Origin of the sequence: Collimonas sp. PA-H2 (genome assembly GCF_002564105.1) — a bacterium.
Lineage (GTDB): Bacteria > Pseudomonadota > Gammaproteobacteria > Burkholderiales > Burkholderiaceae_D > Collimonas.
On the sequence record NZ_PDBX01000001.1, the window covers coordinates 1,020,479 to 1,042,714 of the forward strand.

General features: G+C 59.3%; 23 protein-coding genes, 1 tRNA gene and 1 riboswitch. Of the genes, 10 read left to right on the forward strand and 14 right to left on the reverse strand.

Going from position 1 to position 22,236, the window contains the following annotated elements:
- Positions 1-69 precede the first annotated feature (69 nt).
- Complete coding sequence (locus BCF11_RS04620) at positions 70-1,842, forward strand: M14 family metallopeptidase (protein ID WP_098493697.1); 1,773 nt, start codon at positions 70-72, stop codon at positions 1,840-1,842.
- Positions 1,843-2,305: 463 nt separating this feature from the next.
- Here BCF11_RS04620 and BCF11_RS04625 read toward each other — a convergent pair whose 3' ends face one another.
- From BCF11_RS04625 to BCF11_RS04685, 12 genes are all read right to left on the reverse strand, one after another.
- Entirely contained in the window at positions 2,306-2,863 is a 558-nt protein-coding gene (locus BCF11_RS04625) for a GNAT family N-acetyltransferase (protein WP_158229141.1), read from the reverse strand.
- Positions 2,864-2,891: 28 nt separating this feature from the next.
- Complete coding sequence (locus BCF11_RS04630) at positions 2,892-4,487, reverse strand: GMC family oxidoreductase (protein ID WP_098493699.1); 1,596 nt, start codon at positions 4,485-4,487, stop codon at positions 2,892-2,894.
- A gap of 164 nt (positions 4,488-4,651) precedes the next feature.
- Positions 4,652-4,876 (reverse strand): hypothetical protein, encoded by a 225-nt coding sequence (locus tag BCF11_RS04635; protein WP_098493700.1) that lies wholly within the window; start codon positions 4,874-4,876, stop codon positions 4,652-4,654.
- A gap of 138 nt (positions 4,877-5,014) precedes the next feature.
- Positions 5,015-5,350 carry a hypothetical protein gene (locus tag BCF11_RS04640; RefSeq protein WP_369827729.1) on the reverse strand — a complete coding sequence of 112 codons (336 nt, stop codon included), beginning with the start codon at positions 5,348-5,350 and terminating at the stop codon, positions 5,015-5,017.
- Positions 5,351-5,488: 138 nt separating this feature from the next.
- Positions 5,489-6,148 carry a Pr6Pr family membrane protein gene (locus tag BCF11_RS04645; protein WP_098493702.1) on the reverse strand — a complete coding sequence of 220 codons (660 nt, stop codon included), beginning with the start codon at positions 6,146-6,148 and terminating at the stop codon, positions 5,489-5,491.
- A 14-nt stretch (positions 6,149-6,162) separates the two neighbouring features.
- Positions 6,163-6,786, reverse strand: coding sequence for a riboflavin synthase (locus tag BCF11_RS04650; protein WP_098497325.1), 624 nt, complete (start codon positions 6,784-6,786; stop codon positions 6,163-6,165).
- 16 nt (positions 6,787-6,802) lie between these two features.
- Positions 6,803-7,888, reverse strand: coding sequence for a bifunctional diaminohydroxyphosphoribosylaminopyrimidine deaminase/5-amino-6-(5-phosphoribosylamino)uracil reductase RibD (gene ribD / locus BCF11_RS04655; RefSeq protein ID WP_098493703.1), 1,086 nt, complete (start codon positions 7,886-7,888; stop codon positions 6,803-6,805).
- 260 nt (positions 7,889-8,148) lie between these two features.
- A complete protein-coding gene (locus BCF11_RS04660; protein WP_098493704.1) occupies positions 8,149-9,060 on the reverse strand; it encodes a PilW family protein in 912 nt (303 codons plus the stop codon).
- On the reverse strand, positions 9,054-9,596 hold the full coding sequence (locus BCF11_RS04665; RefSeq protein ID WP_098493705.1) for a GspH/FimT family pseudopilin: 543 nt from the start codon (positions 9,594-9,596) through the stop codon (positions 9,054-9,056). Before BCF11_RS04665 ends, BCF11_RS04660 begins: the two co-directional genes overlap by 7 nt.
- A gap of 94 nt (positions 9,597-9,690) precedes the next feature.
- Positions 9,691-10,158 (reverse strand): transcriptional regulator NrdR, encoded by a 468-nt coding sequence (nrdR, locus tag BCF11_RS04670; RefSeq protein ID WP_098493706.1) that lies wholly within the window; start codon positions 10,156-10,158, stop codon positions 9,691-9,693.
- 216 nt (positions 10,159-10,374) lie between these two features.
- The gene (gene glyA / locus BCF11_RS04675; protein ID WP_098493707.1) at positions 10,375-11,622 is read right to left on the reverse strand and encodes a serine hydroxymethyltransferase; all 1,248 of its coding nucleotides are present in this window, start codon (positions 11,620-11,622) and stop codon (positions 10,375-10,377) included.
- An 87-nt stretch (positions 11,623-11,709) separates the two neighbouring features.
- A riboswitch (ZMP/ZTP riboswitch) is annotated at positions 11,710-11,837 on the reverse strand.
- Positions 11,838-12,033: 196 nt separating this feature from the next.
- A complete protein-coding gene (locus tag BCF11_RS04685) occupies positions 12,034-14,382 on the reverse strand; it encodes a TonB-dependent receptor (protein ID WP_098493709.1) in 2,349 nt (782 codons plus the stop codon).
- A 446-nt stretch (positions 14,383-14,828) separates the two neighbouring features.
- On the opposite strand from BCF11_RS04685, the gene BCF11_RS04690 reads away from it, so the two are divergent.
- The 9 genes from BCF11_RS04690 to BCF11_RS04730 all read left to right on the forward strand — a co-directional run bounded on the left by BCF11_RS04690 (position 14,829) and on the right by BCF11_RS04730 (position 21,215).
- Positions 14,829-15,575, forward strand: a complete 747-nt coding sequence (locus BCF11_RS04690) for an SDR family oxidoreductase (RefSeq protein WP_098493710.1) — start codon at positions 14,829-14,831, stop codon at positions 15,573-15,575.
- Positions 15,576-15,689: 114 nt separating this feature from the next.
- Complete coding sequence (gene ybgC, locus BCF11_RS04695) at positions 15,690-16,145, forward strand: tol-pal system-associated acyl-CoA thioesterase (protein WP_098493711.1); 456 nt, start codon at positions 15,690-15,692, stop codon at positions 16,143-16,145.
- Positions 16,146-16,368: 223 nt separating this feature from the next.
- Positions 16,369-17,070 carry a protein TolQ gene (gene tolQ, locus BCF11_RS04700; RefSeq protein ID WP_061942953.1) on the forward strand — a complete coding sequence of 234 codons (702 nt, stop codon included), beginning with the start codon at positions 16,369-16,371 and terminating at the stop codon, positions 17,068-17,070.
- Entirely contained in the window at positions 17,070-17,501 is a 432-nt protein-coding gene (locus BCF11_RS04705) for an ExbD/TolR family protein (RefSeq protein ID WP_098493712.1), read from the forward strand. Before tolQ ends, BCF11_RS04705 begins: the two co-directional genes overlap by 1 nt.
- Positions 17,502-17,511: 10 nt before the next feature.
- The gene (gene tolA, locus BCF11_RS04710; protein ID WP_098493713.1) at positions 17,512-18,444 is read left to right on the forward strand and encodes a cell envelope integrity protein TolA; all 933 of its coding nucleotides are present in this window, start codon (positions 17,512-17,514) and stop codon (positions 18,442-18,444) included.
- A 3-nt stretch (positions 18,445-18,447) separates the two neighbouring features.
- The gene (tolB, locus tag BCF11_RS04715) at positions 18,448-19,731 is read left to right on the forward strand and encodes a Tol-Pal system beta propeller repeat protein TolB (protein WP_098493714.1); all 1,284 of its coding nucleotides are present in this window, start codon (positions 18,448-18,450) and stop codon (positions 19,729-19,731) included.
- A 51-nt stretch (positions 19,732-19,782) separates the two neighbouring features.
- The gene (gene pal, locus BCF11_RS04720; protein WP_098493715.1) at positions 19,783-20,301 is read left to right on the forward strand and encodes a peptidoglycan-associated lipoprotein Pal; all 519 of its coding nucleotides are present in this window, start codon (positions 19,783-19,785) and stop codon (positions 20,299-20,301) included.
- Positions 20,302-20,303: 2 nt separating this feature from the next.
- Complete coding sequence (gene ybgF / locus BCF11_RS04725) at positions 20,304-21,050, forward strand: tol-pal system protein YbgF (RefSeq protein WP_369827834.1); 747 nt, start codon at positions 20,304-20,306, stop codon at positions 21,048-21,050.
- A gap of 89 nt (positions 21,051-21,139) precedes the next feature.
- Positions 21,140-21,215: transfer RNA gene (locus BCF11_RS04730), tRNA-Lys, on the forward strand.
- Between the two features lie 279 nt (positions 21,216-21,494).
- Here BCF11_RS04730 and BCF11_RS27435 read toward each other — a convergent pair.
- Together BCF11_RS27435 and BCF11_RS04740 are read right to left on the reverse strand one after the other, a co-directional pair.
- Positions 21,495-21,707 carry a hypothetical protein gene (locus tag BCF11_RS27435; RefSeq protein WP_143751258.1) on the reverse strand — a complete coding sequence of 71 codons (213 nt, stop codon included), beginning with the start codon at positions 21,705-21,707 and terminating at the stop codon, positions 21,495-21,497.
- Between the two features lie 215 nt (positions 21,708-21,922).
- Positions 21,923-22,195: a fucose-binding lectin protein gene (locus BCF11_RS04740; RefSeq protein WP_098493718.1), complete on the reverse strand. Its 273-nt coding sequence runs from the start codon at positions 22,193-22,195 to the stop codon at positions 21,923-21,925.
- Positions 22,196-22,236 lie beyond the last annotated feature (41 nt).

The window sequence follows — 22,236 nt, forward strand, 5'->3', positions numbered from 1 at the left end:
TTTTGGCAGGCGCGCTAAAATCGCGGCTACATTCCGTTACATGTCATCCGAAACTTTGGAGCCCGATTCATGCTGCGTTCTGCCGTGCTGTCTGCCTTGCTTACTCTCACCGTCACTCCCCTCGTCAACGCCGCCAGCGATCCCTTGAGCACGATCGCCGAGCGCTCCGGTTTCCAGAAGACCGGACGCTACGAAGAAGTCATAGCGCTGTGCGCCGCCTTCCAGAAAACTTATCCGAAACAAGTACGCTGCACTGAATTCGGCCGCACGCCGGAGGGCCGGCCGATGCTGGCGCTGATCGTCTCGCGCAGCGGTGCGCTCAGTGCTGCAGAGGCCCACAAACGCGGCCTGCCGGTACTGCTGGTGCAGGGCGGCATCCATGCCGGCGAAATCGACGGCAAGGATGCCGGCTTCCTGGCTTTGCGCGAAGCCTTGCAGGATACATCCGCCGACAGCCCGCTCAGCAAGCAGGTGCTGGTCTTCGTGCCGGTCTTCAATATTGACGGCCATGAGCGCTTCGGCCGCTGGAACCGTCCCAACCAGCGCGGTCCGGAAGAAATGGGCTGGCGCACCACCGGCCAGAACTTCAACCTCAATCGCGATTATGCGAAAGCCGATGCGCCAGAAATGCAGGCCATGCTGAAGCTGGTCAACCAGTGGGATCCGCTGGCCTATATCGACCTGCATGTCACGGACGGCGCCAAGTTCGAACACGATGTCTCGATCCAGGTCGAGCCGGTGCATGCCAGCGACCTCGCTCAGCGCAAGGATGGCGAGGCGCTGCGCGACGCCGTGATCAGCGACCTGACCAAACAGGGCTCGCTGCCGCTGCCGTTCTACATGTCGTTCAAGGTCGACGACGACCCTAGTTCCGGCTTTGTCGACGGCGTCACGCCGCCGCGCTTTTCCACTGGCTATTTCCATCTGCGCAACCGCTTCGGGATGCTGGTCGAGACCCATTCCTGGAAAGATTATCCGACTCGCGTGCGCATCACCCACAACACCATCGTCTCGATCATGGCGCAGATCGCCGCGCACGGCGACGCTTGGCTAAAGACGGCGCAGCAGGCTGACCTGCGGGCTGCCAAGCTGGCTGGCCAGCCGGTTGCACTGAGCTATGAGGCAAGCGAAAAGACTCGCCCGGTGGCGTTCCGCGGTTATGAATATACGCGCACCCAGTCGGACATCTCGGGTGCGCTGATGACGCGCTACGATGAGAGCAAGCCGCAGATCTGGAATGTCACGGTGCGCGACGACCTGCAGCCGGAGCTGAGCGTCAACGCGCCGCTGGCCGGTTATCTGGTGCCGGCGGCGCACGCCGCCTGGGTCGGGGAAAAACTGCAGCAGCACGGGATCGCTTTCCGCGTGTTACCCGCGGCGCTGAACCGGGTCGAGCTGGAAACCTTCCGCGCCACCAAAACCACGTTTGATGCGCAGTCGATGGAAAGCCATCAGGTGCTCAAGCTGCAGGGCGCGTGGCATAACGAAACGCGCGACCTCGGCGCCGGCGCCCTGTTCGTGCCGATCGCCCAGGCCAAGGCGCGGCTGGTGATGGCTTTGCTGGAACCGCAGGCGCCGGATTCGCTGGCAGCCTGGGGCCGATTCAACAATGCCTTCGAAAAGAAGGAATATATGGAAGCGTATGTAGCGGAAGACGTCGCGCGCGCGCAACTGGCGGCGGATCCTGCGCTGGCGGCGGAGTTCAAGAAGAAGCTGGCCGACGATCCTGAGTTCGCCAAGGATCCGGCAGCGCGGCTGGAGTTCTTCGCGCGCAGGCACTCTTCCTGGGACGAACGGTTCAATCTGTACCCGGTGCTGCGCACCGATGTAGTACCGGGGTGAAAACGGCGCTGAACGCTGGTTTTGTTGTTGCGCCCGGGATTACTGCCGGCGCAGCAACGATTTACTCTTGCGTACCGCCGGCTTTGCGGGACAGGTAGAAACGCAGGGCGAAAGCAGCGACAACGGCCAGCAGCGGCAAAGTTTGAAGAAAGGTCATGGCAGGGCTCCGAAAGAATAGAATCAGTGTTGATGCATTGCAGCATATAAAAACGCTGCACATATGGCCAATTCTTATTTCTGATGCCTACTATCAGTTTCGTGAATAACACCGCTCCAACAAACCTGTTTTCCCATATAAAAAGCCCGCTATCTTTAACGATGCGGGCTTTCCCTGTCTCCTCACCTCTAGAGAGATGGACTCTTTTTTGCGTGAAAGTGATACTGAGCTAAAAAACTTTAACAGTCATCATGCGCCGCAACATAGCGTTGTTTTGCACCCACACAGACAGATACAACTTGTTGCTCAGGTAGATTTCGCGTAGCGATAGCGGTACTCGTCGCTATTGGCATTTTTGAAATAATCGGCGTTTGGCAGCACGGCTTCGCGCTGGAAGCCCATGCGCTCTACCAGCGCAATGGAAGCCCGGTTGCGCGTATCGATCAGTGCGCAGACCGAACTGGCGGCAAAGGCGCTGAACAGATAGTCCCGCACTTTGGTGCACATTTCCACCGCATAACCCTGACGTTGATATGGCGCAAACACAAAATACGCCAGCATTGCCTGGCCGTCAGCTTCGACGCTAGCCTGGACATAGCCTACATATTCCTCGCCGCCGGCAAGCCGCACCGCCCAGTTCAACCATATCGCCGAGCCGTCGGCAGAGCGGCGGCTTTCAAGGCGCTGATAGCGCTCGGCCAGGCTGGCCGCCGATGCCGGCGGCTGATGCGGCATATAGGTATACAGCGCGGCGTCGCTAAGATGCGCAAACAATATCTCCGCATGCCGGGCCAGCAGCGGCTCCAGGATCAGGCGCGAAGTCGACAAGATCGTTTCGGCCGGCTTCAAATCAGGTTCTGTCACGGGTAATCCTGCTGGTGAGCGTCCGCCATCATCGCCCCTGCCGGATAAAATCCACGGCCTTTTCGGCAATCATGATGGTCGGCGCATTGGTATTGCCGCCGATCAGGGTCGGCATGATCGATGCGTCGACCACCCGCAAACCTTGTATGCCATGCACTTTCAAGGTGGGATCGACCACCGCGGCCTGGTCGGTGCCCATCTTGCAGCTGCCGACCGGATGGTAGACCGTATCCGTATAAGTCCTCAGCACGTCCCTGATCTGCTGGTCCGACTCCACTCCCGCGGTACGTATATCGCGTTTGCTATAGGCCGCCAGCGCCGGCGCATCCAGCAGTTTGCGCGTCATCTTGAAGCCGGCCACCATATCTTCCAGGTCTTGCGGATCGCCGAAAAAATTCGGGTCGATCAGCGGCGCATCCTGCGGATTGGTATTGCGCAGCCTGACCTCGCCTCTGCTGCGAGGGCGCAGCAGGCAGACGTGGCAGGAAAAGCCGTGTCCCAGATGCAGTTTGCGGGCGTGGTTTTCGACGCAGGCGATAACAAAGTGCAGCTGCAGATCCGGCGCCGCCAGCTCCGGACGCGTCTTCAAAAAGCCGCCGCATTCGGAGAAATTACTGGTCAGCATGCCGCGCCGCTCATGGCGAAAGCGCTGCAGTTCCTTGAACATGCGCAGCGAGCCGCTGGCGGAAATGCCAAAGGTGTCCAGACTGTCCGATTTATGGCAAAACACGAAGTCGGGATGGTCCTGCAGATTCTTGCCGACGCCGGGTAAATGATGCTGCACCTGGATGCCCAGCTTGCGCAGCTCGGTGCCGTCGCCTATGCCCGACAGCATCAGGATCTGCGGCGACTGGAAAGCGCCGGCCGACAAGATCACTTCGCGCCGCGCGCGCACGGTGCGCAGCTTGCCGCCCTGACGCACTTCGACGCCGACGACCCGCCCTTGCTGCATGATCAGGCGCTCGGTATAGGCGCCGGTTTGCACGCTCAGGTTGCTGCGCTGCCCCAGGTGCGGCAGCAGATAGGCGCGCGCCGCGCTCCAGCGCTCGCCATTCTTTTGCGTCACCTGATATATGCCCAGCCCTTCTTGCTGCTCGGCGTTGAAATCCGTGCTGAGCGGATAACCGGCCTGGCGCGCGGCTTCCAGATAGTGCTGGTGGATGGGATTGTCGGTGCGCAGGTCGCTGACCCACAAAGGACCGTCCTGCCCGTGCCAGGCATTGGAAAACTGTTCGTTATGTTCTGATTTCTTGAAGTACGGCAGCACATCGTCGAAAGACCAGCCGCTGTTGCCCAGCTGCGCCCAGTGATCGTAGTCCGAACGATGGCCGCGGATATAGACCATGGCGTTGATCGCGGAAGAACCGCCCAGCGTCCTGCCGCGCGGCTGATAACCGCGGCGGCCGTTGAAGCCGGCTTGCGGCACGGTCTCGAAGGCCCAGTTGTTGAGTCTGGTGGGCACCATGCTGACCGCGCCGACCGGCATTTTCACTGCCCAGCTGTCGCCGCTGCCGCCAGCCTCCAGCAGGCATACCGACACTGCTGGATCTTCCGTCAGACGGCCCGCCATAACGCAGCCGCCAGAACCGCCGCCTACCACCACAAAGTCGAACTCTTCATCCACGTCGCGTCTCCCCGTCTTGTTATAGGTATTGCGTGCAGCTGGCTTAGCCGGCCGATGCAACAAATTTAACAGCTACGGGAAAATCACGCTACGTGGTGAGCTAGAGCAATTGTTTCAATTACGTAAAACGATTACATGAACGATCGGGACTATATTTACTGGATTCAGTGCGCTTTTGACATGACTACCAGCCATTTGCGGAACAGCAGGATTTCCAGATGTCCGGCCTGGATGCCGGCATTGCACTCGACTACAGGATTGCTTCGGTACAGGCGTTTGTAGAAATCGCGGCAGATGAACAGCTCGCGCTTGCCGAAGCGCATCATGATTGAGGAAGGGGTAGACTCCATACCAAAGCGGGAGCCGGAGGTAATATCCAAGTTCGTCATGGCAGCAATTCCAATCTCGTTGAAGGAGATTGAACTGTACCATAACTACTGTACATGCATACAGTAAAATGCGGCGTGTCTGTTTTTAGTCACGCCGCGCTAAATTACCACATTCTCGTGCCAGCCAGCGCGGCAAGATCAACGGCGCCAGCCGCCTCGGTCATGCCAGTGATCGTGCCAGCCGCGTCCGCGCCAGTAGGCCGGACGGCCATAGCCATAGTAGCCGGGAGGATAGTAGCCCGGAGCGCCGTAGACCACGACTGGCGCCGGCCGCACATAGACTGGCGGCGGCGGTGCATAGTAGACCGGCGGCGGTGCTAAATAGACCGGTGGCGGTGGGTAATAAGCCGGCACGCCGACATTCACCGACCAGTTGACGCCGGCAAAGGCAGGCGCGGCCGAGAACATCAGGCCGGCAGCGGCAAACAATCCAAGCAAGGTAACGCGCATGGTCTCGCGTGTAGTCTTTTTCATGGCAGCTCTCGATGTATCTGGGTTAAACATGACTATATTTAACCTAAATTCCAGACATATCGCCATGCAGAAGTCGTAAGGCCTGTAACAACATGTATCGCCATTGCCAAACCGTGGCATTTTAGGCACAGCCGGAAGCTAATCGACCGCCAGCTCGCTACGTTTGAACCGGGCAACAAAGACCATCCCCAGCGCGATCAGGAAAAGCCCCGCCAGCAGCATGACGGCATTGCCCATCACCCGGGGGTAGCCCAGATTGGCGACATTCAGGAAAGGATAAGGATAGAAGCCGGACGAACCGCCGCGCAGCATCGCCATCACGAAATACGCCAGCGGATAGATCAGCCATAGCAAGCTGTCCTTCGCCTGCAAACCCTGCTTTGGCACATACAGCGACCAGTACAGCACGCACAGCAGCGGCACGACCGTGTGCAAGCCCTCGTCGGACAAGCGGTGCAGGCCGGTGAATGGCGCATGGTTGCGCAGCAGCAGGTTGTAGCCGAGGCCGACGAAGATGATGTACAGGGTCACCGCCGTCTGCACCCCGGGCCGGGAAAAATACTGGCCGGGCAGCGAGTCCGGTTTCAGCAGCAGCACGCTGCAGGCCACCGCTACCAGTATATTGGTGAGGATGGTCAGGTAGCCGAACATGCGCCACACCGCTTCGCCATAAGTCATGCCTTGAGACAGCAGCAAGGGAATCGAAATCGAGAATTGCGCGATGATGGCAAACCACGCAATCAGCGCGATCAGGAGCAGCAGCAAACGCGGCGCAAGAGCAGTATTTTTATTCATCATAGTCAGGCCTGGATTCAGGCGACGCCCTGATCGAGGCTCAGCATGCGTTCCACATAGCGGGCAATCAGGTCCACCTCCAGGTTGACTTGCTTGCCGACCTGCAGATGCTTGAGCGCGGTCACTTCGATCGTATGCGGAATCAGGTTGATCGAAAACAGGCAGCCGTCGGCGACGTCGTCGACCCGGTTGACCGTCAGCGAGACGCCGTTGACCACCACCGAACCCTTGTAGGCGAAATACTTGGCCAGCTCGCGCGCGGACTTGATCACCAGTTCCCAGGACTCGCCCACCGGCTCGAATTTTTCGACACGGCCGAGGCCGTCGACGTGGCCCGACACCAGATGGCCGCCGAGGTGGTCGGCCAGGGTCAGCGCCTTTTCCAGGTTGATCTCGCCGCTGGCGTCGAGGCCGACAGTGCGGTTCAGGCTTTCGCGCGAGACATCGACTTCAAAGGTGTCGGCAGTCTTGGCGACCACGGTCATGCAGGCGCCGTTGAGCGAAATCGAATCGCCCAGGGCGACGTCGGCCAGCGCCAGGCCGCCGGCGTCAACCGCCAGCCGGACGCCGTCTTCGGCGCTGCTGCCCAGTGGTTTAACGGAAGTGATTTTGCCGACGGCGGCGACGATACCAGTGAACATGATAGCAATCAAAAAATTAATGGAATCGTGCAAGGATACGCAAATCCTCGCCGATTTGCTCGATTTGGTGGAATTTCAGGGCAATTTTATCCTGCAGGTTTTCCAGCGCGGGCAGGCCGAACATGCCGCGGCCGTCGCCCAGGATGGCCGGCGCCAGGTAGACCAGCAGCTCGTCCACGCAATGCTCGCGGATCAGGGAAGCATTCAGCTTGGAGCCGGCTTCCACGTGCAGTTCATTGACCTCGCGCTTGCCCAGCTCCAGGATAACTTGCGGCAAATCCACTTTGCCGCTTGGATTCGGCAGCACCACCACCTCGGCGCCCTGCTGCTCCAGCATGGCTTGCTTGGCGGCATCGACAGTCGCGGTAAAGATCAGGTTGCCGCCGCCGATCAGGATCTTGGCGTCCGGGCTGATGCTTAGCTTGCTGTCAACAATCACCCGCAGCGGCTGTCGCGCCAGCTTGACGGTGCGCACCGTGAGCTGGGGATTGTCTTCCTTGACGGTGCCGATGCCGGTCAGGATGGCGCCGGCGCGGGCGCGCCACATATGGCCGTCGTCGCGCGCCGCCTGGGAAGTAATCCACTGGCTCTGGCCGTTATGCAGCGCGGTCTTGCCATCCAGGCTGGCGGCCACCTTGAGGCGGACCCAGGGCTTGCCGGTCTGCATGCGGGTGAAGAAACCGATATTCAGTTCGCGCGCCGGCGCCGCCAGCACGCCAGACTCGACGGCGATGCCGGCCGCCTGCAGGCGCGCCATGCCCTGCCCGGCCACCAGCGGATTAGGATCTTCCAGCGCCGCCACCACCTTGCCGACGCCGGCGCGCACCAGCGCATCGGCACAAGGCGGGGTGCGGCCGAAATGGCTGCACGGCTCCAGCGTCACGTACACCGTGGCGCCGTGCACATCGTGGCCCCTGGCGGCGGCATCCTGCAAGGCCTGGATTTCGGCATGGTTGCCACCCGGCGGCTGGGTAAAGCCGCTGCCGATCACCTGGCCATCCTTGACGATCACGCAGCCGATCGCGGGATTGGGCGAACTGGAGAGCCGGCCGTTCTCAGCAAGCAGCAAGGCTTGCGACATGAAGATTTCAGCCTGGGTCATGGGGTGAGCACGAAAATCATAGGTAAGCGATCGGAAAGAAAATATGTATTGATTGTACAAAATATGCCGTATCCACCGTTAATTAAAATCTGATATAGAGGATAAGGGCCCGTTAGGGAATAAGTTGGGCATTTGGGCGGACATAGCTGGATGCGATGCAAGGCGCCCAACGCGCCGCAGTGCGAGCACTGCAAGCGGTGGGGCGCGCCAGCTACGGCCAGCACAAATGTTCAACTTATTTCCTAACGGGGCCTTGGCTCTTATGGCGCCGGCAGCAGCACCAGGCTGGCGGCGGCCTGGTTGCGCAGCGTGACGGTGCGGATGAATACCTGGCGCAGGCTGCGATCGCCCGCTACCCGGGCAGTTCCGTCGCAATCGACATAGCGCTGCGGCGCGGCGCCGACCAACTGCTCGCCGCGGATCTGCAAACACAGCCGGACGCTGACCACTCTTTTCCAGTTGGCCTGCTGGTCCTCCGACAGCGCCGCGACCTGGCTGGCGTCCAGCAGCTGGCCCGGCGTCGCCTCTCCCGCCGCCGCCACGCCGTACGTCAGCTGCAATTGTTCGACGTTATTGAGCAGCGGCTGCGCGCTGTTGTTGCCGTTGCCCTGGCAATACAAGGCGCTGGCCGAACTGCCGGGACGGCTGGCGACAAAGAAAAGATTGCGCGCGATGCTGACCTGCGGCCCCAGGCGGTAGGCCGGATGATCGCCAGGCACCGCCATCGGCTTCACCTTGCTGCCATTGCAATCCACCCCGGCGCCGCTGGCCGAATCCGCGTAATCGTCAGTCCGGTAAGCGACTTCAAAAGCCGCCATTCCTGGCCCCTTGCTGCAGGAAAAATCCTTGCCAGGACCAAGCGGCCTGGTAAAGCCATGCGCGCAGCCCCGCAAGCCTTGCGCCGGCTGGCCGTCCGCTTCGATGAAATCGGTCACGGCCACACTGCCCGCCGACACCAGGTTGCCGAAGCCGGCCTGTCGCAAATTCTGTTCCATCAAACCCATGGCATGGCTGCCATCCTGCTGCAGCCGCAGTTTTTCATCGTTCAGGCGGAAGCCGGCTTTGCTGCTGAGATAAAGGGTGGTGCTCAACAATATCAGCGCCGCACCCAGCACCATCGCCACCAGCAGTTCCACCAGTGAAAAACCGCGGCAGAAAGCAAGTTTCAGCATTGGTCGCTATCGCTCTTCAGGCTGATGCGGCCGGAACTGGCGACGCATACCGTGCGCGCAAACTCGCCCTTGTGGCTGAATTTCACATTGGTGTAGCTGGAGCTGGCATTGCCGCTGGCGTGATAGGTAATCGTGGCGCGGCCGGCAGGGGCCTGGGTATCGGCGCCGAGCGCGCCTTGCCGCAGCAGTATCCGGCGGCTGTCGGCCTCAAGCACCAGCCAGCCGGCGGCCCAGTCGGCGCCGTCGCGATCGTCGCTGGCGGCGCCACTGCAGCGCGCGCCAGCCGCATCGGCAGTGCTGCTGCGGCAGACCTGCACCGCGCGGCCGCGCTTGACGGCTTCGCTGCGCGCCAGGGTAAGCGCGGCGATCAGCAGGCGGCTTTCCGCCGCCAGCCGGTTCTGGATCACGAATGCGCGCATGGACGGCAGCGCCATGGCCAGCAGGATGCCCATGATCGCCAGCGTGACCAAGGCCTCAGTCAACGTTATGCCGCCCTGTCGCGGCAAGACCTGCTCAGGCGATAGTGGAAAGGACATCGGCCGCCTCCTGCTTATCCGGAAATTTCATTTCAGACAAGCATTCTGGCAAAAAAATAGCGCCGCTAGTCGCGGCGCTGGCTTATTTAAGCAATTACTTCCTTCGGCTCGGCGGTCCGGAGAATTCTTCGATCATGTTCTGGAATTCGGCGACGTCTTCAAAACTCTTGTAGACCGAGGCGAAACGGATGTAGGCGATCTTGTCCAGCCGCTTCAACTCGCGCATGACCAGCTCGCCGACATGGCCGGACAGCACTTCGCGCTCGCCGCTGGAGAGCAGCTTGTCCTTGATGCGCTGCAAAGCCTCATCCAGCGCCTCCACCGAGACCGGGCGCTTGCGCAGCGCCAGCATCAGGCTGGCGCGCAATTTGACCGGATCAAAATCGGTACGGCTGCCGTTCTTCTTGACGATCACCGGCATCGCCAGCTCGATCCGTTCAAAGGTGGTGAAGCGCTTGTCGCAATGCATGCAGCGGCGCCGGCGGCGAATCGAATCGCCCTCTTCCGACACGCGGGTGTCGAGCACCTGGGTTTCTTCATGCTGGCAGAATGGACATTTCATGATGGCAGTAATCCGAAGGTGATTGCGGCTGACTGGGTCGACATCTCTACATTATTCCTATTCGGGGCCACGCGCCGGTCGCTGAGAACCGGTATTTCATAGAGGCTTACTTGGTACTAGGGCCCGTGCAGAGTTGAAGCTGCAACGGGCCCAGGATTTCCCTGACTGCCAGCCAGCCCAAAGGCTTGCCGGCAATCAGTACATCAGACTACGGTATTAAGCTGCGTACACCGGAAACGCGTCAGTCAGTTTCTTGACTTCGGCTTTGACTCTTTCGATGGTCGCGGCATCGTGCGGATTGTCCAGCACGTCGGCGATCAGGTTGCCGACCTTGACGGCTTCCGCTTCCTTGAAGCCACGGGTGGTGAACGCCGGGCTGCCGACACGGATGCCGGAAGTGACGAACGGCTTTTCCGGATCGTTAGGAATGGCGTTCTTATTGCAAGTCATGTGGGCAGAACCCAGGATCGCTTCGGCTTCCTTGCCGGTGATCTTCTTGGCGCGCAGGTCGACCAGCATGACGTGCGATTCGGTGCGGCCGGAAACGATGCGCAAGCCGCGCGCGATCAATGTCTTCGCCAGGGCGTCGGCATTCTTCACCACTTGCTGCTGGTAAGCCTTGAATTCCGGCGTCAGCGCTTCCTTGAACGCCACTGCCTTGCCGGCGATGACATGCATCAGCGGGCCGCCCTGGATGCCTGGGAAGATCGCCGAATTGATGGCTTTCTCGAACTCGGCCTTCATCAGGATGATGCCGCCGCGCGGACCGCGCAGGGATTTGTGGGTAGTCGAAGTGACGAAGTCGGCGTGCGGCACCGGATTCGGATATTCACCGGCGGCGATCAGGCCGGCGTAGTGCGCCATGTCGACCATGAAGTAGGCGCCGACGGCCTTGGCTACCTTAGACATGCGCTCGAAGTCGATGCGCAGGGCATAGGCGGAAGCGCCGGCGATGATCAGCTTCGGCTTCTTTTCGTGCGCCAGGCGCTCGAATGCTTCGTAGTCGATTTCCTCTTTTTCGTTCAAGCCGTAGGACACCACGTTGAACCATTTGCCGGACATGTTCAATGCCATGCCGTGGGTCAGGTGGCCGCCTTCCGCCAGCGACATGCCCATGATGGTGTCGCCTGGTTTCAGCATGGCGAAGAACACGCCCTGGTTGGCTTGTGAACCGGAATTCGGCTGCACGTTGGCGGCTTCAGCGCCGAACAACTGCTTGACGCGGTCGATCGCCAGCTGCTCGGCGATGTCGACGAATTCGCAGCCGCCGTAGTAGCGCTTGCCTGGATAGCCTTCAGCGTACTTGTTGGTCAGCTGCGTGCCTTGCGCTTCCATGACGGCTGGCGAGGTGTAGTTTTCCGACGCGATCAGCTCGATGTGCTCTTGCTGGCGATGGTTTTCTTTCTGGATGGCGCTCCACAATTCTGGATCGACATTGGCGATGGTATGGTTTTTCTCGAACATGTAATACTCCAATCGATAAGGGTGAGCCTAAATCGAATGAGGGCCAGAAAATTAGGGGAATGCGGCAGCCTCAGTCGTACTTTCCATTCGGGCTGCCCAGGCGCACGGCGGATGAAATCTCACGCTTCCCGGTGGATGCCCACCTTTTACCAATGCCTGCCGCGATTTTTTGAACCTGCGGCGGTATGGTTTTTTCGCCAGTCACGTGAGACGAAATGGTGCGCTTATTGTAAGCGAAGCACTCAATTTGAGCAAGAATGTCGGCGCCGTGGACGCGGGCCTGGCGGGTGCTGGCGCAGAGCCTGGATGTATTGACAAATAAATACCGTTGCCAATAAAAAAGGCGGATATGGCGGAGCAGATTGCTCTGCTCCACCCTATCCGCCCGCTCCGTAAAACAATTCTTAATTGTTATATCTTGCCAGCCAGGCTGATCCCTATGGTGCGCGGCTCAAGCCGATAGCCTTCCGATACCGACTGCACGTTAGGACGCTGGATCACCTTGTCGTTATTGAAAGCATTCTTGACGAACAGCGTCAGCTCCCAGCGGTCGAAGGTGGCGCCGACGCTGGCGTCGAAGGTGCTGTAGGCCGGCCGCTGATAATCCGGGTCGGTCGCCACCAAGGTACCGTGGCTGCTGCCGGTCCAGTGCGCGGCGGCGCGCGCGAAACCGTAGTAGTCACCGGGTAGGTTGAAATTGTACTGGCCGGTCAGGGTGGCGTTGTATTTAGGCACGCCCTGGATCTGGTCGCCTGCATGGGCATGCAGGGATGGCACATCCGATGACAAAGTGGCATTGGTATAGCCACCCGACAGGCCGAGCACGATATTCGAAGTCGGCTTGGCCTTGATCTCGAACTCGGCGCCATAGCTGCTGGCGTTGCCGACATTGGTTTCATAGTCGAAACCGCAGCCCGGCAGCTGGATATCCTGCTGCAAGCCATTCCATTTGATATAGAACAAGGCGGCATTGACCTGCAGACGATTGCCCAGCAGGCGCGACTTGTTGCCCAGCTCGTAGCTCCACAGCTTGTCCGACTTGAACGAGGTCGGTGCCGCGGTGATGCCGAGATTGTTGAAATCCGCCGCGCACAGCGAAGCCGGGATCGGACGGTCGTTGCCGCCCAGGCGGAAACCCTCGGTGGCCGAGGTGTACACGGTGTTGTTGGGATCGACTTCCCAGCTCAGCGAGAATTTCGGCGTAAACGCCGACGACTTGTTGGTAACAGAGGAACTGGTCGGGCCGCCGTTCCAGTAAAAATCGCCGTTGCGGCTCAGGCTGTCGGTGGCTTGCAGGTAGCGCATGCCGACCGTGGCGTGCAAGCTAGGCATGAAATAGTAGTTCAGCTCGCCGAATACCGCCTCTTGCTCGGTACGGTAGTGGCGTTCGCTGAAATACGAATTATCGTTGGGAAAGGCGATGCCGAGCTGGCCCGGATCGGCCGGATTGGCGCCGAACGCCGCATAGGTCGCATTGAGGCCGAAAATCGGCTCGTTGTCGGTGACGTTGGTATGCAGGTTGGCGTAGTAAACCCCGCCCAGCCAGGTGAACGGCGACACCTTCTGGTCATACGGCTTGGAAGTGACGCGCAACTCTTGCGAGAATTGCCGCACCTGGTTTTGCAGGTAGACCGCGGACGGCAAGGCGCCGATCGCCGCCGCCAGGCCTGGCGGCGTAGCCGGCACTGCAAATCCCAGGTTGTTGACGGTGGTGCCGTCCTGGGTGCGATTGAAGGTGCGCTGGTAAAAACTGGAGACCGAAATCAGGTCGGCCATGCCCATGTCGTAATTGACAGTCAGGCTGGGCACCAGCAGGCGGTCGTTGCCCGGCTCGCGCACCAGCTTGCTGGTCTGGTTCTTCGGCAGTGCCAGGTAGGAGGCGTCGATATCCTTGGAATTGACTTCCTGGTAGAACACCGAAGGCGTCAGGCTGAGCTGCGGCGTCGGCGCCCACTTCATGGCCAGCTTGACCACGCTCGAATCCTGCGAGTTGATGCCGCTTGCAATCACATTGCCAGTAGTCGGCGAGACCTGGTCGATATAACCGCTCTGGTGCCCAGTCTGGACGCCGACGCGCAGCGCCAGTTCGCCCGGGATCAGCGGCTGGTTGACGACGCCGTTGACGGTGTAGTTGGTGCCGCCGCCGGCGGTCCCCGACACTTCCGAATAGACGCTGGCTTCGCGCTCCTTCAGGTTGGGCTGGTTGCTGATGAACTTGATGGTGCCGCCCATCGAGCTGGCGCCGTACAAGGTGCCCTGCGGACCGCGCAGCACTTCGATGCGGTCGATGTCGAAGAACTTCGGTTCGGAACTGCCGAGGCTGTACAGATTGCGCGTCGTCATGGAGACATCGTCCAGGTAGACGCCGACCGTGGCCGAGCCGGCCGCCGAGCTGATGCCGCGGATTTCGATATTGCTGAGGCCGGCGCCGGAGCCGCTGGCGCCGGAGAAGGAAATATTCGGCATGGCCCGCGTCAGGTCGGAAAAATCGTTGATGTGCGAAGCCTGCAGGTCTTCGCCGCTGATCACCGAAATGCTCAGCGGTACCTTGCTCGCATCTTCCTTGCGCTTTTGCGCGGTGACCAGCACCGATTCGATCTGCTCGCTGGAGCGCGCCGATTTTTTTGCGCCAGGCGCGTCAGCCGTATCGGCGGCGCCGTCTGCCGCCTGCTGCGCGGCGGCGCCGGCCACCCACAAGGTCGACGAGGCGACGGCCATGGCAAGCGAGGTTAAACTTCTGGAATAGCGTTTCTTTATCATCGTTCTGGTCTCCCCTATAACATTCAGCAATGCCCAGCGCTGGAAACCTCATTTCAGCAATATTTATGCCACGCAAGTTTTCACCAGATCCGTCCGAATCGATAGCGCCGCCGCCATCTGCTGTCATGTTCTGGTGCAACTTGCACCAAAGCAAACATCGTTGGACCTCTAATGAAAGCGCAGGATCGGCCGTTCCAGCCTGGGCCTGCCCAGTTTGTCAACGGCGCGCTCGCCGAATTGGGCTACAATTTCCCGCTTCAGGCCCGTTAGGCAATAAGTTGGGCATTTGGGCGGCCGTAGCCGGATGCGATGCAAGGCGCCCGCCGCGCCGCAGTGCGAGCACTGCAAGCGGTGGGCAACGCAGCAGCGCGCCAGCTACGGCCAGCACAAATGCCCAACTTATTGCCTAACGGGGCCTCAGTATTGCAACAATAGGAGCATGGATCATGATTGTCTTGATAACTGGCGCAACGGCTGGCTTCGGTGCCGAAATGGCACGTAAATTCACTAAAAACGGTCATCAGGTGATCGCTACCGGCCGCCGCAAGGACCGGCTGGATCAGCTGGCCGCCGAGCTCGGCGCGGCAGTCCTGCCTATCGTCATGGATGTCACCGACAAGGCTTCGATCAGCAGCGCGCTGGCCGCCCTGCCGGCGGCTTGGCAAGATATCGATGTCCTGATCAACAATGCCGGCCTGGCGCTGGGCGTTGAATCGGCGCAGCAGGCTTCGCTGGAAGAATGGGAAACCATGATCGAGACCAACTGCAAGGGGCTGGTGACCATGACTCGCCTGGTGCTGCCAGGCATGGTGGCGCGCGGCCGCGGCACGGTCATCAATCTCGGTTCGATCGCCGGTGAATATCCGTATCCGGGCGGCAATGTGTACGGCGCCACCAAGGCTTTCGTCAAACAGTTCACGCTGAACCTGCGCGCCGACCTGGTCGGCACCGGCGTGCGCGCCACCGATATCGCTCCCGGCCTGTGCGGCGGCACCGAATTCTCCAACGTGCGCTACCGCGGCAACGATGAAGCCGCAGCCAAGGTCTATGAAGGCACGCAGCCGCTGACGCCAGGCGACATCGCCGATACCGCGTTCTGGGTCGCCACCTTGCCGCCGCATATCAACATCAACCGGATTGAAATGATGCCGACCTGCCAGGGCTTTGCCGGCATGAGCATCAAACGCAATTAAGTAACGCAATTAAGTAAAGCAACTAAGCAAAACCAACCCGAAGCGGCTGCAGCGCAATTCCAGGCTGCAGCCAGCCCTTCCTGATTCCTCCCTACGACAGAAGCACGACAGACGATGAGCCAGACAACTTCTCACCCGGACTTTCACTGGCGCATCCGTGTCTATTACGAAGACACCGATACCGGCGGCGTGGTGTTTTACGCCAATTACTTGAAATTTTTCGAGCGCGCGCGCACTGAATGGCTGCGCGCGGCTGGCGTTGGCCAGCGCACCCTGGAACAGACTGACGGCGTCATGTTCATCGTCAAAAGCACCAGCATTGACTATCACGCGCCGGCCAAACTGGATGATGAGCTGGAATTGACGGTCGTGGTCGAGCGCCTTGGCCGCGCCAGCGTCGACTTCATCCAGCAGGCTTGGCGCCTGGGGGAGGACAAGCCGACCTTGCTGGCGACCGGCCGCATCAGCGTGGCCTGCGTCAATGCCGCCACCTTCCGGCCGCAAGGCATTCCGAAGCAGGTACTGCACCAGATCAAGCCCACCAGCCATAAGACACCGGCAGCGGCATGAAGCTTGCTTTAATGTACTCGACAAGATAGTTCACCGCAGCAATTCTTGAACCTTCCTACCCCATGTATGGTCTGAGCAACATTGCAAGAAATCCAGGGTAAGCGATAACGTCCGGTAACAATTCCTTCAGCAATTGCTAATTTTGCGGTAAGCACTTTACGTTTACAATTCACTGTTTAAGTCTTTTACTTAAACCTAAGACCATTCCTCAAGACCGCTATCCATGACTGTCACCCAAGATCTTTCGTTTATCACCCTCATTACCAATGCCTCCGTACTAGTACAACTGGTCATGGCGCTGCTGCTGGCAGTCTCCGTGATGAGCTGGACTTACATTTTCCGCAAGATGTTCGCCATCCGCAGCGCGCGCCGCCAGACGGAAGAGTTCGAACGCGCATTCTGGTCGGGCGGCAACCTGGCCACCCTGTACCAGGACGCTACCTCGAACCGCCGCAAAGGCGCCAGCCAGACCGGCGCGCTGGAACGCATCTTCGAAGCAGGCATGGACGAGTTCAACAAGGTCAAGGCTTCGCTCGGCCACAAAGGCGGCAACGACTCGGCCGCACTGCTGGACGGCGCCCGGCGCGCGATGCGCGCGGCTTACCAGCGCGAAATGGATGCACTGGAATCGCACCTGGCGTTCCTGGCTTCGGTCGGTTCGGTGTCGCCGTACGTCGGCCTGTTCGGCACCGTGTGGGGCATCATGAATGCATTCCGCGGCCTCGCCAACGTGCAACAGGCTACCCTGGCAGCGGTCGCGCCGGGTATCGCCGAAGCCCTGATCGCCACGGCAATCGGCCTGTTTGCCGCGATTCCTGCGGTGGTTGCCTACAACCGCTTCTCGCATGACGTCGACCGTCTGGCGATCCGCTTCGAAAGCTTCATCGAAGAATTCTCCAACATCTTGCAGCGTCAGGCCCGCTGATGTCCGGCTCCTCCATGCGCGGTGGCCGCCCCCGCAAATTCAAGGCGGAAATCAACGTCGTGCCGTATATCGACGTGATGATGGTGCTGCTGGTGATTTTCATGGTCTCGGCGCCGCTCACCAATCCGAGCGTCATCAATCTGCCGAATGCGGCGAAATCGGCGACGCCGCCGACCGAATATATCGAGATCACCCTGAAGCCTGAGCAGCAGACCAGCCTGCGCATCAACGGCCAGAAGAGCGGCACCAGCGTCGCTGAAACGGTGCCGCGCAACGGTCTGAAACGCAAGCTGCAAGCCCTGCACGCCGACAAACCCGACATGCCGGTGATGATTTCGGCCGACAAGGACATCAAGTACGATGAAGTGATCCAGGTCATTTCCGAGGCCAAGATGCTGGGCATTAACCGCGTCGGACTGGCGACAAAGTGACGATCTGGTTATGACAGGCAACTCCCCGTATTCCGTACCAAAAGAACCCGGCAGCATCCGCGCCATCATCCTTGCAGCGGCAGTGCATGCCGCCCTGTTTGCATTCCTGTGGTTCGGCATTCACTGGCAGAGCCAGCAGCCGATCGCCGTGGAAGCTGAAGTCTGGAGCCCGGACATCAAGGAAGCCGCGCCGCCAGCCCCGGAGCCGACCCCTGTGCCGCAGCCTACGCCCGAGCCGAAACCGGAGCCGGTGGTGCAGGAAACCGCGCCGCCGAAGGTGGTGACGCCGCCGCAGCCGGATCCTGAAATCGCCCTGGAAAGGGAAAAGAAGCGCAAAGAACAGGAGCGCAAGGACCAGCAACGTCAGGAAGACCTGGAAAAACAACAGAAATTGCAAAAAGAGCAAGCTGAAGAAGAGCGCAAGGACAAGCTGAAAGCGGAGACCGAGCAAAAAGCCGCCAAGGACAAGGCCGCTGCCCAGGAAAAACAGAAGCAGGACGCTGCCAGGAAACTGGAAGCCGACGCCGCCAAGAAGAAACAGGCTGCCGATGCCGCTGCTGAAACCAAGCGCCGCAGCGATGAAATGAAGCGCATGCTGGGCCAGGCGGTCGGCAACGGCGGCGCCAACAGCAGCGGCACCGCTGCCCAGTCGCAAGGGCCGCGCGGCGATCCTGGCTATGGACAAAAGGTAGGCGCCAAGATCAAGTCGAACATTATCTTTAATGTGCCTGAAAGCCTGGCCGGAAACCCTGACGTGCAATTCGATGTCCAATTGCTTCCCGACGGTTCGGTGGCAAGCATTCGACTGAAGAAATCCTCCGGGGTATCCGGCTTTGACGAAGCGGTGAAACGCGCGATTGAGAAAGCGGCGCCTTATCCGAAAGACAAGACCGGTACTGTACCATCCAGCTTTATCGGAACTCATAGACCGAAAGATCAGTAAGCCATGAAAAACAAATTGCATCAAATATTCGCAGTCCTCGGACTTGCGGTGAGCGCGCTGGTTGCCAGCGTCCCGGCCAGCGCCCAGCTGCGCATCGAAACTTCCGGCGTCGGCGCCAGCCAGATCCCGATCGCCATCGCCGGCTTCAGCGATGAAAACCTGGCGCCGCAACAGGTCACCGCCATCATCAAGGCCGACCTGGCGCGCAGCGGCTTCTTCAAGATCATCGATACCGGTGACGTCATCTCCGAAGCCAGCCAGGTCAACCTGCCCGACTGGAAAGCGCGCGGCGCCGACGCCCTGGTGGTGGGCAGCGTGCAGCGCCTGGCCGACGGCCGTTTCGATGTGCGCTACCGTTTGCTCGATACCGTCAAATCGTCCCAGCTATCGGCCCTGGCGATGGCTGCCGCGCCACAGTACACGCGGGTTACCGCTCACAAGATCGCCGATGACATCTACGAAAAACTGATCGGCGCGCGCGGCGCCTTCGCTACCCGCATCGCCTACATCATCAAGGCCGGCAAGGAATACCGGCTGGAAGTAGCCGACTCCGACGGCGAAGGCACACAAGTGGCCTTGCGCTCGAATGAACCGATCATCTCGCCGGCCTGGTCGCCGGACGGCACCAAGGTGGCCTACGTCTCGTTTGAAGCGAAGAAGCCGGTGGTGTATGTGCAGAACCTGATTACCAAGCAGCGCATCGTGGTGGCCAACTACAAGGGCAGCAACTCGGCGCCGTCCTGGTCGCCGGACGGCAGCAAGCTGGCGATTGCGCTAGCGCGCGACGGCCTGACCCAGGTCTACGTGGTAAACAGCGACGGCGGCAACCTGCGCCGCCTGACCCAGACCAACGGCATCGACACCGAACCGCAGTTTTCGGCTGACGGCCAGAGCATCTACTTCACCAGCGACCGCAGCGGCGGCCCGCAAATCTACAAGATGAGCGCCAACGGCGGCGACGCCCAGCGCGTGACCTTCGGCGGCAGCTACAACATCAGCCCGCGGATTTCACCGGACGGCAAGACATTAGCGTATATTTCGCAGCGCGGCGGCCGCTTCCAGCTGTACGCGCTGGACCTGACCAACAACCAGGAGCAGCGTTTGTCAGATACGGTCAAGGATGAATCCCCAAGTTTTTCACCCAACGGCAAATACATCATGTACGCCACTGAATCAGGGCGCCGCGGTTCGTTGGCAGTGGTCTCAGTTGACGGCCGCGTGAAACAGCGTTTAACTATGCAGGCAGGCGATATACGGGAGCCTACTTGGGGTCCTTTCATGAAATAATCAGGTTTTACTTTGAATCGACGTTCGTTTCCCACTCTGGAGAATTAAAAAATGCTAAATATCAGAAACTTTGCCCTTATCGTTGCTAGCGCCATTTTGCTGGCTGCCTGCTCATCCCCTGTCAAGCTGGACGACAAGGCAGTTCCGGTAGTCGATAGCGGCGCCACCGGCGCAGACGCACGTTCGGTCAATACGGTTGACGCCGGCTCCAGCGATCCGCTGAACCAGCCAGGCGGCATCCTCTCCAAGCGCAGCATCTACTTCGACTTCGACAGCTATATCGTCAAGGATGAATTCAAGGCCGTGGTCGAAGCGCACGCCCAGTACCTGAACAGCCACAAGAGCCGCAAGATCATCATCCAAGGCAATACCGATGACCGCGGCGGCCGCGAGTACAACCTGGCGCTGGGACAAAAACGTGCTGAAGCGGTTCGCAAGGCATTGGTATTGTTAGGCGTATCCGACACCCAGGTCGAAGCAGTTTCGCTGGGCAAGGAAAAGCCTAAGGCAACCGGCAGCGACGAAGCTTCCTACGCTGAAAACCGCCGTTCAGATATCGTTTATCAATAATGATGCGGACGTTCTTCAAAGCTACGATGACCGCGGCCATGCTGGCCGCGGTTTTTTCCGCGCCGACCGCCCACGCCGGGCTGTTTGACGACGATGAAGCACGTCGGGCGATATTGGACATACGCGCCAAGATTGACGCGGTCAATGCACGGGTCGACGCCAAGGCGGACAAAACCAGTTCGCTCAGCCTGTCGGACCAGAACGAGCGCCTGAATCAGGAACTGGCCAAGCTGCGCGGACAAATCGAAGTGCTGACCAATGAGCTGGCCAATACGCAGCAGCGCCAGAAAGATTTCTACGTCGACCTGGATACCCGCCTGCGCAAGCTGGAACCGCAAAAGGTCAGCGTCGACGGCCAGGAAGTCAACATCGGCGCCAACGATCAGAAAGCTTATGACGCAGCGCTGGCGCCCCTCAAGTCCGGCGACTACAAGACGGCAATCACAGGTCTCTCCAACTTTGTGCGCAGCAGCCCGGACTCAGGTCTGGCGCCGTCAGCACAATACTTTCTGGGTAGCGCCTACTATGCCTTGCGCGACTACAAGAATGCAATCGCAGCCCTGCAGGTGGTCGTGACGAAGTATCCCGACAACCCAAAGGCCGCGGATGCACTGCTGAGCATCTCCAGCAACTACACCGAGCTGAAGAACAAGCCGCAGGCGAAGCGCGCATTGGAACAACTGCTGTCGCAGTATCCGAACACGCAGGCAGCACAGACGGGCAAAGAGCGTCTGGCCGCGCTGAAGTAGGCGCCGAATATTATTTTGCGGATTTCGCAAATAAAAGCGCATATGGGTTTGACACCTGATATGCACTTTGTCTATAATAGCGGTCTTTCGGGTCGTTAGCTCAGCTGGTAGAGCAGCGGACTTTTAATCCGTTGGTCGCAGGTTCGAATCCCGCACGGCCTACCACGAATAAGCAGTACAGATAAGGCCCCCAGCAATGGGGGCCTTTTTCTTTGTCCTCTACTCAGTTCCGCAATTTTTAAACAGTTCCGCAAAATTTGAATTGGCTAGTCATTTCTGCTCTATTCGATTTGCTCAACCTGACTGTTTCGAGCAATGTTTGTCGTTAGCATGCAACAACGCATGCGCAGAAATTAAAAACAAAAAAGGCCCGCATTTCTGTGAGCCTCATCAAATCAATATAGCGATCTTCGCCGAATGAATTCTGGCGTCATTTTGTTGGTTTCACCAATTTTCCTCGGTGATGCCCACCCTCATTGTTTGCGTAGCGTGGCCAAGTTGATTTGGCGCCGCTTCAATGCAATTGCTCTCTTCCTTGTCGGTGCCAGCTTTCGCACGCAAATCATGGAATTGAAACACCCGGATTTGATCAAATAATTCTGGATGCGCTAAGCAAGCAGCATCGCGTACTCGGTCGAACGCACCACGAAACGACATGTTGGTGAGCCGATTCTGTAACGTTCGCACGACTCGGTAGCATGTGAAGAATCAGCTCCTTGCCCAGGGCAATTTACGGACTACGGAGCTGATTTTATTTATAGGCAAAAAACAGGTCAGCGACGAACAGCATCGGTGTCATTGCAAGACCCGGCTTCGCCTATTGTCGATGAGCGCGTGGAATTTGATTTGTTTCGCGCTTCATTGGCACAAAACTAGCCGGTGTAAGCACCCTTGTACCAACCTTCACCATCCCAGCACCACTCGGTCGTTTGGCTACCCGTGGTTGCATAGACGCGGATATGGATAGCGCTTCCGTTCAACCAGCTGGTTGCAGAGGCATTTTCACCTGGTTGCTTAAAGGCGCCCGTGTACCAACCCTTCGATCCGTCGTAGCAACGTTCAGTGATTGTAGAGCCATTGGAAGTATAAACACGGATCGACGGCGAGCTGGTTCCCCACGAAACGGCGGCAGTTTGAGTTGACATTTTTAAACTCCTAGGATGAGTTGAGTAAAGTGACGAACTAA